Genomic DNA, 13,975 nt, shown 5'->3' on the forward strand with positions numbered 1-13,975 from the left:
GATTCCCCGCCCCCGACGCTAATCGGGGACTCGCGTCCAAACCTTCGAACGCGGATTCCTCATTTCGCAAAAACATTCAGAGGCACAACGGCACGGCAAAGCACCGTCGGCTTCTGAGGATCTTGCGGAATCGCTGTCCGGGGCCGACCGGAGTCGGTGCTCACGTCGGACAACTCGGAGAACACTACGGATCGGGCGGGGCCGTGTCAACCCCCGGCCTCCCGGGGTACGGCGAAGGGGCCGACTCCCGGGGAGTCGGCCCCTTCGCGGGCCCGGACGTGGCTAGACGTTGAAGCGGAACTCGACGACGTCGCCGTCCTGCATCACGTACTCCTTGCCCTCCATGCGGGCCTTGCCGGCGGAGCGGGCCTCGGCGACCGAGCCCGTGGCGACGAGGTCGTCGAAGGAGATGACCTCGGCCTTGATGAAGCCCTTCTGGAAGTCGGTGTGGATGACACCGGCCGCCTCCGGGGCCGTGGCGCCCTTCTTGATGGTCCAGGCGCGGGATTCCTTCGGGCCGGCCGTCAGGTAGGTCTGGAGGCCGAGGGTGTCGAAGCCGACGCGGGCGAGGGTGGCGAGGCCGGGCTCCTCGGCACCGACGGACTGGAGGAGCTCCATGGCGTCCTCCTCGTCGAGCTCGGCGAGGTCCGCCTCCAGCTTGGCGTTGAGGAAGATCGCCTCGGCCGGGGCGACGAGGGCGCGCTGCTCGTCCTTGAAGGCGTCGTCGGTGAGCTCGTCCTCGTCGACGTTGAAGACGTAGAGGAAGGGCTTGGTGGTGAGGAGGTGGAGGTCGTGGAGGAGCTCGGCGTTCTCCGAGCCCTGGACGATGCCCTGCGAGAAGAGGGTGTCGCCCCTCTCCAGGATCTCCTTGGCCGCCTCGACCGCCGCGACCTTCGGAGCGACGTCCTTCTTGATCCGGGACTCCTTCTGGAGGCGCGGCAGGACCTTCTCGATGGTCTGGAGGTCGGCGAGGATCAGCTCGGTGTTGATCGTCTCGATGTCGTCCTTGGGCGAGACCTTGCCGTCGACGTGGACGACGTTCTCGTCCTTGAAGGCCCGGATGACCTGGCAGATCGCGTCGGACTCGCGGATGTTCGCGAGGAACTTGTTGCCCAGGCCCTCGCCCTCGCTCGCGCCGCGCACGATGCCCGCGATGTCGACGAAGTCGACCGTCGCCGGGAGGACGCGCTGGGAGGCGAAGATCTCGGCGAGCTTCGTGAGGCGGGCGTCGGGGACACCGACGACGCCGACGTTGGGCTCGATCGTGGCGAACGGGTAGTTGGCCGCCAGTACGTCGTTCTTGGTCAGGGCGTTGAACAGGGTCGACTTGCCGACATTCGGCAGACCGACGATTCCGATCGTGAGCGACACGGTGGCGACTTCCTGAGGGTGGGATGGTGGGCCGATCCCCCAGTTTACGGGCGGGGGGAACCGGCCAGCGACGGCGACCTTCGGTCGAACTCCGGTCCAAGGTCACCCAAAGGGCGTGTCCCGGACCGGGTTCCCGGCCCTTCCCGACCTACGTTGGTGGAGTGGAGCAGCACAGGACAAGTCAGCCGCAAGGCCGCCGACGGCCGCAAAGGCCCCTCACGCCGCCCGGGGCGCTCGTGGAGGGCGCGGCCGTGTACCGGGTGAAGGGCCGGTCGGGGCGCACGCGCGACGGTGCCGGGCGGGAGGCCCGCGTGGAGCGGGTGGCCGCCGGGCGGCCGCCGGGTGCCCGGCCGGTGCCGCCGGTGGTCCTGGCGCTGCGGCGGCTGCCGTCGCCGCGGCTGACGGGGCTGGGGGCCGGGCTCTTCGCCGCCGCGGCGATGCTGGTGCTCGGCTGCCTGGACTGGTTGCTGTTCGACGGCTCGCCGCTGGTCTTCGGGCTTCTGTTCCTGCCGGTGTGCGCCCTGACCGCGCTGTGGGTGCGGACGGCCGACCTGGTGACGGCGCCGATCGCCGTGCCGATCGCCTTCGCCGTCGGGGTCGTACCGATCTCCGGGGGTACGGGCGGGGTGGGCGGCCAGGCCATGGCGGTCGTGACGGCGCTCGCGGTGCACGCGGGCTGGCTGTACGGCGGGACGCTCGTGGCCGGGCTCATCGCGAGCGTGCGCAAGGTGCGGGACATGGGGCGGCGGCAGGAGCGGCGCGCCCGGCTCGCCCGGGCCGGGGCGCAGGAGGCCGCGGGCGGTGGCCGTCCGGCCACCGCCGAGCGCCGTCCGTGAGCTCCGTCCGTGAGCTCCGTCCGTGAGCTCCCGCCGTGACCTGGGCCGTCGGACGCCCGGCGCCTGAGGTCTCGCGCCGGGCGTCCGCCGTCTGACGGTCGCCGTCAGGTCGTGGTGGTGGTGGCCGCGGCGCGCATGGCCGCGCCGACGATGCCGGCGTCGTTCTGGAGCTGGGCGGGGACGATCTCCGCGCGGATGCCGTCGAGGTAGGGCAGGAACTTGTCGGCCTTGCGGCTGACTCCGCCGCCGATGATGAAGAGCTCCGGCGAGAACAGCATCTCCACGTGCTCCAGGTACTTGCGCAGGCGCCGGGTCGCCCAGTGCTCCCAGGTCAGCTCCTCGTCCTCCCTGGCCTTGGAGGAGGCGCGCTTCTCGGCGTCGTGGCCCTTGAGCTCCAGGTGGCCGAGCTCGGTGTTGGGGACCAGGCGGCCGTCGACGAAGAGGGCGGAGCCGATGCCCGTACCGAGGGTGAGGAGGATGACGGTGCCGGTGCGGCCGCGGCCCGCGCCGAAGGTGATCTCGGCGACGCCGGCCGCGTCCGCGTCGTTGAGGACGGTGACGGGCAGGCCGCCGAGGCGGTCGCCGATGAGGCGGGCCGCGTCGACGCCGATCCAGTTCTTGTCGACGTTGGCGGCGGTGCGGATGGTGGAGCCGGTGACGACGCCGGGGAAGGTCACCCCGACGGGTCCGGTCCAGCCGAAGTGCTCCACGACCTCCGCGACGCAGCCCGCCACATCGTCGGGTGTGGCGGGCTGTGGTGTCAGTACCTTGCGGCGCTCCTCGGCGAGCGCTCCGCGCTCCAGGTCCACGGGAGCGCCCTTGATGCCCGAGCCGCCGATGTCCACTCCGAAGACGTTCATGGACCCCACCGTACGGGCAGAGGAGGCGACTTACTCCTCGACGAGCCGGGCGGCCTCGGCGCGGAGGTCGCGGCGGAGCTCCTTGGGGAGCGAGAAGGTGAGGGACTCGTCGGCGGTCTTGACGATCTCGACGTCGGCGTAGCCGCGCTGGGCGAGCCACTCCAGGACCTCCTGGACGAGGACGTCCGGGACGGAGGCGCCGGAGGAGAGGCCGACGCTGGTGACGCCCTCCAGCCAGGCCTCGTCGATCTCGCTGGCGAAGTCGACGAGGTACGCGGCGGGGACGCCGGCCTGGAGGGCGACGTCGACCATGCGCTGGGAGTTGGAGGAGTTCTTGGAGCCGACGACGATGACGAGTTCGGCCTGGCCGGCCAGCTCCTTGATCGCGGTCTGGCGGTTCTGCGTGGCGTAGCAGATGTCGTCGGAGGGCGGGGAGATGAGCTGGGGGAACTTCTCCTTGAGCGCGTCGACGGTCTCCATCGTCTCGTCGACGGAGAGGGTGGTCTGGGAGAGCCAGACGACCCGGGAGGGGTCGCGGACCTCGACCTTGGCGACGTCCTCGGGGCCGTCGACCAGCTGGATGTGGTCGGGGGCCTCGCCGGAGGTGCCGATGACCTCCTCGTGGCCCTCGTGGCCGATGAGGAGGATGTCGAAGTCCTCGTTGGCGAAGCGCACGGCCTCCTTGTGGACCTTGGTGACGAGGGGGCAGGTCGCGTCGATGGTCGCGAGGCGCCCCTGGCGGGCCTCCTCGTGGACGGTCGGGGCGACGCCGTGCGCGGAGAACATCACGATGTTGCCGGGCGGGACCTCGGTCGCCTGGTCGACGAAGATGGCGCCCTTCCGCTCCAGGGTCTGGACGACGTACTTGTTGTGGACGATCTCGTGGCGGACGTAGACGGGGGCCCCGTACTGCTCCAGGGCCTTCTCCACGGCGATCACGGCACGGTCCACGCCCGCGCAGTAGCCGCGGGGAGCGGCGAGCAGGACACGCTTGGGGCGGTGGGTCGCGGGCGTAGCAGTCATGGGTCCCATCGTAAGGCCGCGTCGGTGAGCGGTTTGATCCGCGGCGTGGCCGAGACTGTGCGCCATGGCCGAGGAAACGCGGGTGGACGAGCACACCCAGCTCCGCCGGAACCTTGGGTTCCGTGACCTTGTCGTCTACGGGCTGCTCTTCATCGCTCCCATGGCTCCGGTCGGTGTCTTCGGCACGCTCGACGCGAAGTCGCACGGGGCCGTCGCACTGGTGTACGTCGTGGCGACGGTCGCCATGGCGTTCACGGCGTTCAGCTACGCGCAGATGGTGCGGGTCGCGCCGCAGGCCGGGTCGGTCTTCACGTACGCGCGGAAGGGGCTCGGCGAGGGGCCGGGGTTCGTCGCCGGGTGGATGGCGCTGCTGGACTACCTGCTCATCCCGGCCGTCGCGTACCTCTTCGCGGGGATCGCGATGGAGGCGCTGGTTCCGTCGGTGGACCGGTGGGTGTGGACGGGGATCGCGGTCGTCGTGACGACGCTGCTGAACCTTTGGGGGGTGCGGGCCGCGGCGCGGGTCGGCTTCGCGGTGCTGGCGATGGAGATCGTCGTGCTGCTGGTCTTCGTCGTGTCCGCCGTGGTGGCGCTCGTACGGGACGGGGCGCAGCGCGACTGGTGGTCGCCGCTGACCGGGGACGGGGCGTTCTCGTTCGCCGCGGTGGTCGGGGCGGTGTCGGTGGCGGTGCTGTCGTATCTGGGCTTCGACGCGATCGCCTCGTTCGCGGAGGAGGTCACGGGGGGTTCGGCGAAGGTGGCGCGGGCGCTGCTCTTCTGTCTGGCGCTGGCGGGCGTGCTGTTCGTGGCGCAGACGTGGCTGGTGGCGCTGCTGGAGCCGGTGTCGTCGGCGGAGCTCGCGGCGGATCCGGGCCGGCAGGGGTCGGCGTTCTACGACGCGGTGGAGGTCTCGGTCGGGGGCTGGTTGCACGACCTGGTGGCGGTCTCGAAGGCGATCGGCGCGGCTTTCGCGGCGCTCGCGGGCCAGGCGGCGGGCGGGCGGCTGCTGTTCGCGATGGGCCGTGACCGGCGGCTGCCGCACCTGCTGGCCCGTACGGACTCGGGGGTGCCGCGCGTGGCGCTGCTGGTCTCGGCGACGGTGACGATGGTCGCGGCGGTGTGGGCGGCCCGGCGGGACGACGGTCTCGACCATCTGGTCTCGGTGGTGGACGTCGGTGCCCTGACGGCGTTCGTGCTGCTGCACGCGAGCGTGGTGGGGTGGTTCGCGGTACGGAGGGCGGAGGGGCCGCCGCACGTGCTGAGGCACGTGGTGGTGCCGGTCGTCGGCGCGGCGATCCTGGTGGCGGTGATCGTGGAGGCGTCCGTAGCGGCGCAGGTGGTGGGGGTGGTCTGGCTGGGCGTCGGCCTGGTGGTCCTCGCGGTCCAGGGCGCGACCCGCGGGCCGGCGGGGCACGAGCCGGGTGCGGGCGGGCGCGGCCCGGGGGCCTGACGTTGTCGGACCGCGCCGTTACGCTCGGTGCATGGCTCTGACTACGTCCGCAGAAGCGCCGCTGCCCGTCGGTGAGGTCTCCCGGATGATCGGGGGCTGGATCGACCGGCTCGGGGCGATCTGGGTCGAGGGGCAGATCACGCAGCTGTCGCGGCGGCCGGGCGCCGGGGTGGTGTTCCTGACGCTGCGCGATCCGTCGTACGACATCTCGATCGGCGTCACGTGCTACCGGCAGGTCTTCGACGCGGTCGCGGACCTCGTCTCGGAGGGCGCCCGGGTGGTCGTGCACGCGAAGCCCGAGTGGTACGCGCCGCGGGGGCAGCTGTCGCTGCGGGCCGTGGAGATCAAGCCGGTCGGCATCGGGGAGCTGCTGGCACGTCTGGAGCAGCTGAAGCGGAGCCTGGGGGCCGAGGGGCTGTTCGCGCTCGACCGGAAGAAGCCGCTGCCGTTCCTGCCGCAGCTGATCGGCCTGGTGTGCGGCCGGGCCTCGGCGGCCGAGCGGGACGTCCTGGAGAACGCGCGGCGGCGCTGGCCGGCCGTCCGCTTCGAGGTGCGGAACGTGGCGGTGCAGGGCGTGCGGGCGGTGCCGCAGGTGATCCAGGCGGTGCGGGAGCTGGACGCGCACGAGGGCGTGGACGTGATCGTCGTGGCCAGGGGCGGCGGCAGCGTCGAGGACCTGCTGCCGTTCTCGGACGAGCAGCTGGTCCGGGCGGTCGCCGACTGCCGTACGCCGGTGGTGTCCGCGATCGGGCACGAGCCGGACTCGCCGCTGCTCGACCTGGTGGCGGACCTGCGGGCGTCGACGCCGACGGACGCCGCCAAGAAGGTCGTACCGGACGTGGGCGAGGAGCTGGAGCGGGTGCGCGGGCTGCGCGACCGGGCCCTGCGGTCGGTGCGGGGGCTGCTGGAGCGGGAGGAGCGGGGGCTCGCCCACGCGCTGGCGCGGCCGGTCATGGAGCATCCGCAGCGGATGGTCGAGGTGCGGGAGGACGAGCTGGACGCGCTGCTCGCGCGGAGCCGGCGGACGCTCGGGCACCTCCTGGACCGGGCGGACTCGGAGCTCGCGCACACGCGGGCGCGGGTGAGGGCGCTGTCGCCCGCGGCGACGATGGAGCGGGGGTACGCGGTGCTCCAGCGGGCGGACGGGGCGGTGGTCCGGTCGCCCGGGGAGGTCGCGGAGGGCGAGAAGCTGCGGGCGCGGGTCGCCGAGGGCGAGTTCGCGGTGCGCCGCGTGGGCGATCCGGCCTGACGGAACCGGGACCACAGGACCACCATGACCAGAGACGACACGGAGGACGGAACAGATGGCGAGCGGTACGGATACGGACGGGGAGATCGTGAAGGGGTCGGGGACGGGGTCGGGGACGGGGTCGGCGGCGCTCGGGTACGAGCAGGCGCGCGACGAGCTGATCGAGGTGGTCCGGCGCCTGGAGGCGGGCGGGACCTCCCTGGAGGAGTCGCTGGCGCTCTGGGAGCGGGGCGAGGAGCTGGCGCGGGTGTGCCGGCACTGGCTGGAGGGGGCGCGGGCCCGGCTGGACGCCTCGCTGGCGGCGGAGCGCGCGGCCGACGAGGCGGAGGACGAGGCCTGAGAGCGCGAGGCTGAGAGCGCGAGGGCCGAACTGCGGGGAAGTGGCCCGGCGGACGGGCCGGGGGCGTAGACTCCGAGTGAAGCGGATCACTATCCACATGGGTTAGTTGAATTTTCATCAATCATCGGCGTACTGTCGAGGACATCGCTCGAACACCCCGGCGAGCGAACCCCGTGCAGTCCGGAAGGTACGCAGCATGTCTCTCGTTCTCGACCCCGCCGCCCAGGACCTCCTCTTCCGTGAGGCCCGCACCGCCAACACGTTCACCGACGAGCCGGTGACCGACGAGCAGGTCCAGGCGATCTACGACCTGGTGAAGTACGGCCCGACCGCCTTCAACCAGTCCCCGCTGCGCATCACGCTCGTCCGCTCCGAGGAGGCCCGCGAGCGCCTCGTGAAGCACATGGCCGAGGGCAACCAGGCGAAGACCCGCACCGCCCCGCTCGTCGCGATCCTCTCCGCCGACAACGAGTTCCACGAGGAGCTCCCGGCGCTGTTCCCGCACTTCCCGCAGGCCAAGGACGTCTTCTTCGCCGAGCGTCCGGTCCGCGAGCAGGCCGCCCTCCTGAACGCCTCCCTCCAGGCCGCCTACTTCATCGTGGGCGTGCGCGCCGCCGGCCTGGCCGCCGGCCCGATGACCGGCCTGGACTTCGCGGGCGTCCAGAAGGAGTTCCTGGACGACGACCACACCCCGCTGATGGTCGTCAACATCGGCAAGCCGGGCGACGACGCCTGGTTCCCGCGCTCCCCGCGCCTCGACTTCGACCAGGTCATCACCACGGTCTGAGCGTCCGAGCCGTACCGCGGAAAGCCGCGCGAGCGGCGAGCGTCGAGAAAGCCCCCCGGTGCCGAGCACCGGGGGGCTTTCCCCTGCCTTCGGGCGAGCGCGCCGCCGTCCGGCCTCAGGCCTTCCGCGACCGGAGGGCGCCGGCCATCTCGGCCAGCTCGTCGAACGAGGCGGTGCCGGTGACGACCGTGGTGGCGCCGTCGCCCGTGCGGACGAGCGCGTCGTACTTCGGGCCCTCCCACAGCTGCCACACCTGGCCGGCCACCGTGCGGGTGCGGCCGGTGTCCTTCGCCTGGTGGGTCACGTCGGGGACGTACGTCCTCGGCTCCGTCGTCGCCTGGTGGATCGCCACGTACTGGGTCGTCGGGGAGAGGAAGCCGAGCTGCCAGGCGTTGCCCTGCTCGCGCTTGTACGAGACGACCGTCGCCTTCCATCCCTCCGCCAGGCCCTCCGGCGCGAGCACCGGGTACGGCGCCGCCCGCTGGGCCGTGGTCAGCTCGACCCGGTAGTCCTTCGCCTTCACCGGGTCGGCGTTCTCGTCGTGCGGGATGAAGAGATACATCACTCCCGCGGCGACCATGATCACCCCGAGGGACTGGAACATCCCGCGTACCGTCTGCCTGCCTCGCATACCTGCCACCCACCCATGGTCGCATCACGTCCTCGCGCTCAAACGTGGGCCCCACTGCTCAATATGTCGACCTACCGATAGAGTCGAAGCACCCTCTTCATCCCGGCCGTCGCCGTACAGAAAGGTGCGCTCCGATGACCGAGCACCACCTCCCGCCCGAGCTGGAGGTCTCCCCGGAGGCCCCCGACCGCAACCTCGCCCTCGAACTGGTCCGCGTGACCGAGGCCGCCGCCATGGCCGCCGGTCGCTGGGTCGGCCGGGGCGACAAGATCGGCGCGGACGGCGCTGCGGTCAACGCCATGCGGACCCTGATCTCCACCGTCTCGATGAACGGCGTCGTCGTCATCGGCGAGGGCGAGAAGGACGAAGCCCCGATGCTCTTCAACGGCGAGCGGGTCGGCGACGGCACCGGCGCCGAGGTCGACATCGCGGTCGACCCCATCGACGGGACCACGCTCAACGCCAAGGGCATGCCGAACGCGATCGCCGTGCTCGCCGCCGCCGACCGCGGCACCATGTTCGACCCGTCCGCGGTCTTCTACATGGACAAGCTGGTCACCGGCCCGGAGGCCGCCGACTACGTCGACATCAACGCCCCCGTCTCGGTGAACATCCGCCGGGTCGCCAAGGCGAAGAACTCCTCCCCCGAGGACATCACGGTCGTCATCCTGGACCGCCCGCGCCACGAGGGCATCGTCAAGGAGATCCGCGAGACCGGCGCCCGCATCAAGTTCATCTCGGACGGCGACGTCGCCGGTTCGATCATGGCCGTCCGGGAGGGCACCGGCGTCGACATGCTCATGGGCATCGGCGGCACGCCCGAGGGCATCATCTCCGCCTGCGCCATCAAGTGCCTCGGCGGCGTGATCCAGGGCAAGCTGTGGCCGAAGGACGACGCCGAGCGCCAGAAGGCGATCGACGCCGGTCACGACCTGGACCGGGTCCTCTCCACCAACGACCTGGTCAGCGGCGACAACGTCTTCTTCGTCGCCACCGGCATCACCGAGGGCGAGCTGCTCCGCGGGGTCCGCTACCGCGCCGAGACGGCCATCACCCAGTCGCTCGTCATGCGCTCGAAGTCGGGCACGATCCGCCAGATCGACTCGACGCACCGGCTCTCGAAGCTGCGCGCCTACAGCAAGATCGACTTCGACCGCGCGAAGTAGCGCGCGCCGGTCGGCCCTCGCTCACCACGAGGACGACGACCGGACGACCGGACGACGGTACGAAGAGGGGCGCCCCCATGTGCGGTGGGGGCGCCCCTTCCCGTACGGGCGGCCGGGTCCGGTCCGTCGCCGACGCACGGCGCGCGACCGGGATGCGGCCCGTCAGCCCGCCTGGGCGATCCGGTCGCCGGCGGCGGCCTTCCGCAACTCGACCTCGCGCCGACGGCGCCTGGCGAGCACGACCCGGCGCTCGGCCGCCGTCAGGCCGCCCCACACGCCGTACGGCTCGGGCTGGAGCAGGGCGTGCTCTCGGCACTCGACCATCACGGGGCAGCGCGCGCAGACCCGCTTCGCGGCCTCCTCGCGGGCGAGCCGCGCGGCGGTCGGCTCCTTGGAGGGCGCGAAGAAGAGTCCGGCCTCGTCCCGGCGGCACACCGCCTCCGAGTGCCAGGGGCCGCCCTCGTCCTCCCGCTCGGGGGCACGCTGAGGGGGTACGGCGGCGACCTGGAGGGGCTGATGCGGCGGATGCAGCACGGTCTACTCCTGACGACGGCTACGCGGGCGAGCGGCGATGCAGCAGCCCTACCCGCTGTGCGCGCGCCTATGCACTGCGTGCCGTTCCGTTCCGCACTGCGGATACCCGGGGGCGAATTCCGGTCACCGCCGCGGTCGGTGGCGTCGGGAGCGGGGTGTCAGGCGGGGCGGCGGCGTCGGCACCCGGGTGTCCGTGGCCGTGTCAGGGCCGTCCGCGGCCGTGCGCCAGCGGCGTGGCGTCAGTGGCCGAGGTGCTTGCGCAGCTTGCCCTGGAGGTCGGTGATCCACTTGCCGCGCTTGGGCCTGGCCTCCACGTTCCCGAAGACCGAGTAGCCGTTGACGACGACGAGCGGCGCCTGGGGGTCGACGCCCTCCAGCGTGACGACCTCGAAGTTGCCGAAGACGCCCGTGCCGCCGCCGCGCAGGCTGATGTTCTCGGGGACCCGTACCTCGACGTTGCCGAAGATCGAGGTGGCGTTGATGGTGGTGAGCCGCTGGGCGAAGATCGCCTCGGTCAGGTCGATCTCGACGTTGCCGAACAGCGCGAACGCGTTCGTCCGCCTGCTCACCCGCCAACGCCCCTTGCGCGCCGTACTGGAGAAGACCGCGACGAGGTTGTCGGCGGCGCCCTCGGCGTCGTCCGGCCCGTACGCGTAGGCGGACGCGGCCGCGTCCCGGCCGCCGGGGGCGGCGGGCAGATCGCGGACGATCGGCTCCAGCTCGCCGACCGTCTTCGCCCGGTAGACCGCGTCGATCCGCTCCGAGTGCTCCTCGGGGTCGAGCCGGCCCTCGGCCAGGGCGTCCCGCAGGATGTCCGCGATCCGGTCCCGGTCGGCGTCCGACGCCCGCATCGAACCCTGTGGATCGGCGAACACCGGCGGGGCAGGGGCCGCCTGGGAACGCGGCTGCTTCTCGGGGTCGGGCTGCTTTTCGAGGTCCACGGAGTCAGCCTAGCGACTCGCGATAGATCGCGACCAGGGGGCGGGCCGCCGAGTCGCCGACGGGCGGGGGCGGGCGGAGCGGAACACGCCGTTCCGGCGTGGTCCCCCGTCCCAGTGAGCCTTACCTCACAAAAGCGGCGCCGCGCCCTCGTTCTACGCTGGAGGGCGCGCCCGCCAAAGGAGGCGGCGCGCTGCTGTCTGCCGAGTGAGGAATGGCTGCCCCGATGCCAGAGTTCGCGTACTCCGATCTGCTCCCCCTGGGAGAGGACACCACGCCCTACCGCCTGGTGACCTCCGAGGGCGTCTCCACCTTCGAGGCCGACGGCCGTACGTTCCTCAAGGTGGAGCCGGAGGCGCTGCGCAGGCTCGCGGCCGAGGCGATCCACGACATCCAGCACTTCCTGCGCCCGGCCCACCTGGCGCAGCTGCGGCGGATCATCGACGACCCGGAGGCGTCGAGCAACGACAAGTTCGTCGCGCTCGACCTGCTCAAGAACGCGAACATCGCCGCCGCGGGCGTCCTGCCGATGTGCCAGGACACCGGCACCGCGATCGTCATGGGCAAGCGCGGCCAGAACGTGCTGACCGAGGGGCGCGACGAGGAGGCGCTGAGCAAGGGCGTCTACGACGCGTACACCAAGCTCAACCTGCGCTACTCGCAGATGGCCCCCGTGACGATGTGGGAGGAGAAGAACACCGGCTCGAACCTGCCCGCGCAGATCGAGCTGTACGCGACCGACGGCGGCGCGTACAAGTTCCTCTTCATGGCCAAGGGCGGCGGCTCGGCCAACAAGTCGTTCCTCTACCAGGAGACCAAGGCGGTCCTGAACGAGGCCTCCATGATGAAGTTCCTGGAGGAGAAGATCCGCTCGCTCGGTACGGCGGCCTGTCCGCCGTACCACCTGGCGATCGTCGTCGGCGGCACGAGCGCCGAGTTCGCGCTGAAGACCGCGAAGTACGCCTCCGCGCACTACCTCGACGAGCTGCCCACGGAGGGCGACGCCGCCACCGGCCACGGCTTCCGCGACAAGGAGCTGGAGGAGAAGGTCTTCGAGCTGACGCAGAAGATCGGCATCGGCGCGCAGTTCGGCGGCAAGTACTTCTGCCACGACGTCCGCGTGGTCCGCCTGCCGCGCCACGGCGCCTCGCTGCCCGTCGCGATCGCCGTGTCCTGCTCGGCCGACCGGCAGGCCGTCGCGAAGATCACCGCCGAGGGCGTCTTCCTCGAGCAGCTGGAGACCGACCCGGCGCGCTTCCTGCCGGAGACCGAGGACAAGCACCTCGACGAGGCGTCGGACGTGGTGCGGATCGACCTCAACCAGCCGATGGACGAGATCCTCGCCGAGCTGACCAAGTACCCGGTGAAGACCCGGCTCTCGCTGAGCGGCCCGCTGGTCGTGGCGCGCGACATCGCGCACGCCAAGATCAAGGAGCGGCTGGACGCGGGCGAGGAGATGCCGCAGTACCTGAAGGACCACCCGGTGTACTACGCCGGTCCGGCGAAGACGCCCGAGGGGTACGCCTCCGGTTCCTTCGGCCCGACGACGGCCGGCCGGATGGACAGCTACGTGGAGCAGTTCCAGGCGGCGGGCGGCTCGAAGGTCATGCTGGCCAAGGGCAACCGCTCGAAGCAGGTGACGGACGCGTGCGGCTCGCACGGCGGCTTCTACCTGGGCTCGATCGGCGGTCCGGCGGCGCGTCTCGCGCAGGACTGCATCAAGAAGGTCGAGGTCGTCGAGTACGAGGAGCTCGGCATGGAGGCGGTCTGGAAGATCGAGGTCGAGGACTTCCCGGCGTTCATCGTGGTGGACGACAAGGGCAACGACTTCTTCCAGAACCCGGCGCCGGAGCCGACGTTCACGCACATCCCGGTGCGGGGCCCGGGTCTCTGACCCCCGCTCGCGTCCGCGTTCGACGGAGCCCCCCGGTCCTTCGGGACCGGGGGGCTCCGTCGGGCTCCGCTCAGAAAGTCGCTACCGACTGGTAGCCCTCCCGTCGCCTACTGGCCAGTATGGGTCGCGAGCATGTCAACCACTGAGCCGGTCGACCACTCGGGAGCCCCCCATGCCCTCCACCCCCCTCCGCAGGCGCGCCGCCGCCGGATCCACGGCCGCGCTGGCCCTGACCGCCTTCCTGGTGGTCGGCCCGGCGCCCGCCGCGTCCGCCGCCGACCCCGACACCCACCTCGTGTCCACCGCGGCCCTCGCGGACATCGACTACGCGACCTGGCGCCGGGACGTCGCCGCCGTCGTCGCCCAGGCGCGTCCGTACGTCGAGGCGCGGGCCGAGAACGCGGACGAGGAGAAGCAGGCGATCGTCCTCGACATCGACAACTCCTCCCTGGAGACGGACTTCCACCCCTTCTGGGAGCTGCCGACCCCGGCCATCCCCGAGGTCCGCGACCTGGTGCGGGACGCGCACGCCGAGGGCGTGGACGTCTTCTTCGTCACCGCGCGGCCCGGGATCATCCACTCCCTCACCGACTGGAACCTGAAGCGGGTGGGGTACCCGGTCGACGGCCTGTACGTGCGCTCGCTGCCCGACCTGTTCGCCGAGGTCGGCGCGTACAAGACGGCCAAGCGCGCGGAGATCGAGGCCAAGGGCTACACGATCATCGCGAACATCGGCAACAACACGACCGACCTCGTCGGCGGGCACGCCGAGCGCACGTTCAAGCTGCCGGACTACGGCGGCAAACTGTCGTGAGCGGGGCCGAAGCCCCGCGCGGACCAGGTGAGTACGGCGTACCCGTCGCGGGCGAGCTGCTCGGCCTGGGCGCGGACGTCG

The 13,975-nt window shown here is 71.5% G+C and carries 14 protein-coding genes; 8 read left to right on the plus strand and 6 right to left on the minus strand.

The window, feature by feature from the left end; all coding sequences use genetic code 11:
• Window positions 1-282: 282 nt before the first annotated feature.
• Window positions 283-1,371 carry a redox-regulated ATPase YchF gene (gene ychF / locus ACWDVG_RS30855; protein WP_451704134.1) on the minus strand — a complete coding sequence of 363 codons (1,089 nt, stop codon included), beginning with the start codon at window positions 1,369-1,371 and terminating at the stop codon, window positions 283-285.
• 251 nt (window positions 1,372-1,622) lie between these two features.
• Between ychF and ACWDVG_RS30860 the strand changes: the two genes are divergently transcribed.
• On the plus strand, window positions 1,623-2,207 hold the full coding sequence (locus ACWDVG_RS30860) for a DUF6542 domain-containing protein (protein ID WP_451704136.1): 585 nt from the start codon (window positions 1,623-1,625) through the stop codon (window positions 2,205-2,207).
• A 104-nt stretch (window positions 2,208-2,311) separates the two neighbouring features.
• Here the strand turns inward: ACWDVG_RS30860 and ppgK are convergent, their stop codons facing one another.
• Window positions 2,312-3,067 carry a polyphosphate--glucose phosphotransferase gene (gene ppgK / locus ACWDVG_RS30865; protein ID WP_451704138.1) on the minus strand — a complete coding sequence of 252 codons (756 nt, stop codon included), beginning with the start codon at window positions 3,065-3,067 and terminating at the stop codon, window positions 2,312-2,314.
• Between the two features lie 30 nt (window positions 3,068-3,097).
• The gene (locus ACWDVG_RS30870; protein WP_451704140.1) at window positions 3,098-4,099 is read right to left on the minus strand and encodes a 4-hydroxy-3-methylbut-2-enyl diphosphate reductase; all 1,002 of its coding nucleotides are present in this window, start codon (window positions 4,097-4,099) and stop codon (window positions 3,098-3,100) included.
• Between the two features lie 55 nt (window positions 4,100-4,154).
• Between ACWDVG_RS30870 and ACWDVG_RS30875 the strand changes: the two genes are divergently transcribed.
• The 4 genes from ACWDVG_RS30875 to ACWDVG_RS30890 all read left to right on the plus strand — a co-directional run bounded on the left by ACWDVG_RS30875 (window position 4,155) and on the right by ACWDVG_RS30890 (window position 7,916).
• Window positions 4,155-5,540: an APC family permease gene (locus ACWDVG_RS30875; RefSeq protein ID WP_451704142.1), complete on the plus strand. Its 1,386-nt coding sequence runs from the start codon at window positions 4,155-4,157 to the stop codon at window positions 5,538-5,540.
• 31 nt (window positions 5,541-5,571) lie between these two features.
• Complete coding sequence (gene xseA, locus ACWDVG_RS30880; RefSeq protein ID WP_451704143.1) at window positions 5,572-6,789, plus strand: exodeoxyribonuclease VII large subunit; 1,218 nt, start codon at window positions 5,572-5,574, stop codon at window positions 6,787-6,789.
• Window positions 6,790-6,844: 55 nt separating this feature from the next.
• The gene (locus ACWDVG_RS30885) at window positions 6,845-7,129 is read left to right on the plus strand and encodes an exodeoxyribonuclease VII small subunit (protein WP_451704144.1); all 285 of its coding nucleotides are present in this window, start codon (window positions 6,845-6,847) and stop codon (window positions 7,127-7,129) included.
• A gap of 196 nt (window positions 7,130-7,325) precedes the next feature.
• Window positions 7,326-7,916 (plus strand): malonic semialdehyde reductase, encoded by a 591-nt coding sequence (locus tag ACWDVG_RS30890; RefSeq protein ID WP_451704146.1) that lies wholly within the window; start codon window positions 7,326-7,328, stop codon window positions 7,914-7,916.
• 115 nt (window positions 7,917-8,031) lie between these two features.
• On the opposite strand, the gene ACWDVG_RS30895 is transcribed toward ACWDVG_RS30890, so the two are convergent.
• Window positions 8,032-8,520, minus strand: a complete 489-nt coding sequence (locus ACWDVG_RS30895; RefSeq protein ID WP_451704148.1) for a DUF4245 domain-containing protein — start codon at window positions 8,518-8,520, stop codon at window positions 8,032-8,034.
• Window positions 8,521-8,681: 161 nt separating this feature from the next.
• Here ACWDVG_RS30895 and glpX point away from each other — a divergent pair, with 161 nt between their 5' ends.
• Window positions 8,682-9,713 (plus strand): class II fructose-bisphosphatase, encoded by a 1,032-nt coding sequence (gene glpX / locus ACWDVG_RS30900; RefSeq protein ID WP_451704150.1) that lies wholly within the window; start codon window positions 8,682-8,684, stop codon window positions 9,711-9,713.
• 162 nt (window positions 9,714-9,875) lie between these two features.
• Here the strand turns inward: glpX and ACWDVG_RS30905 are convergent, their stop codons facing one another.
• Together ACWDVG_RS30905 and ACWDVG_RS30910 are read right to left on the minus strand one after the other, a co-directional pair.
• Window positions 9,876-10,247, minus strand: a complete 372-nt coding sequence (locus ACWDVG_RS30905) for a WhiB family transcriptional regulator (RefSeq protein ID WP_451704152.1) — start codon at window positions 10,245-10,247, stop codon at window positions 9,876-9,878.
• Window positions 10,248-10,486: 239 nt separating this feature from the next.
• A complete protein-coding gene (locus ACWDVG_RS30910; RefSeq protein WP_451704154.1) occupies window positions 10,487-11,188 on the minus strand; it encodes a DUF1707 SHOCT-like domain-containing protein in 702 nt (233 codons plus the stop codon).
• Between the two features lie 224 nt (window positions 11,189-11,412).
• On the opposite strand from ACWDVG_RS30910, the gene ACWDVG_RS30915 reads away from it, so the two are divergent.
• Both ACWDVG_RS30915 and ACWDVG_RS30920 read left to right on the plus strand, forming a co-directional pair.
• Window positions 11,413-13,080 (plus strand): fumarate hydratase, encoded by a 1,668-nt coding sequence (locus tag ACWDVG_RS30915; protein WP_451704156.1) that lies wholly within the window; start codon window positions 11,413-11,415, stop codon window positions 13,078-13,080.
• 172 nt (window positions 13,081-13,252) lie between these two features.
• On the plus strand, window positions 13,253-13,894 hold the full coding sequence (locus ACWDVG_RS30920; RefSeq protein WP_451704158.1) for an HAD family acid phosphatase: 642 nt from the start codon (window positions 13,253-13,255) through the stop codon (window positions 13,892-13,894).
• Window positions 13,895-13,975: the final 81 nt, after the last annotated feature.

The sequence above is a fragment of the Streptomyces sp. NPDC003327 genome (assembly GCF_053589515.1).

Bases quoted from the DNA above. Each gene is read 5' to 3' on its own strand.
- ppgK (WP_451704138.1), bottom strand. From the start codon at position 3,067: ATGAACGTCTTCGGAGTGGACATCGGCGGCTCGGGCATCAAGGGCGCT.
- ACWDVG_RS30870 (WP_451704140.1), bottom strand. From the start codon at position 4,099: ATGGGACCCATGACTGCTACGCCCGCGACCCACCGCCCCAAGCGTGTC.
- ACWDVG_RS30875 (WP_451704142.1), top strand. From the start codon at position 4,155: ATGGCCGAGGAAACGCGGGTGGACGAGCACACCCAGCTCCGCCGGAAC.
- xseA (WP_451704143.1), top strand. From the start codon at position 5,572: ATGGCTCTGACTACGTCCGCAGAAGCGCCGCTGCCCGTCGGTGAGGTC.
- ACWDVG_RS30885 (WP_451704144.1), top strand. From the start codon at position 6,845: ATGGCGAGCGGTACGGATACGGACGGGGAGATCGTGAAGGGGTCGGGG.
- ACWDVG_RS30890 (WP_451704146.1), top strand. From the start codon at position 7,326: ATGTCTCTCGTTCTCGACCCCGCCGCCCAGGACCTCCTCTTCCGTGAG.
- ACWDVG_RS30895 (WP_451704148.1), bottom strand. From the start codon at position 8,520: ATGTTCCAGTCCCTCGGGGTGATCATGGTCGCCGCGGGAGTGATGTAT.
- glpX (WP_451704150.1), top strand. From the start codon at position 8,682: ATGACCGAGCACCACCTCCCGCCCGAGCTGGAGGTCTCCCCGGAGGCC.
- ACWDVG_RS30915 (WP_451704156.1), top strand. From the start codon at position 11,413: ATGCCAGAGTTCGCGTACTCCGATCTGCTCCCCCTGGGAGAGGACACC.
- ACWDVG_RS30920 (WP_451704158.1), top strand. From the start codon at position 13,253: ATGCCCTCCACCCCCCTCCGCAGGCGCGCCGCCGCCGGATCCACGGCC.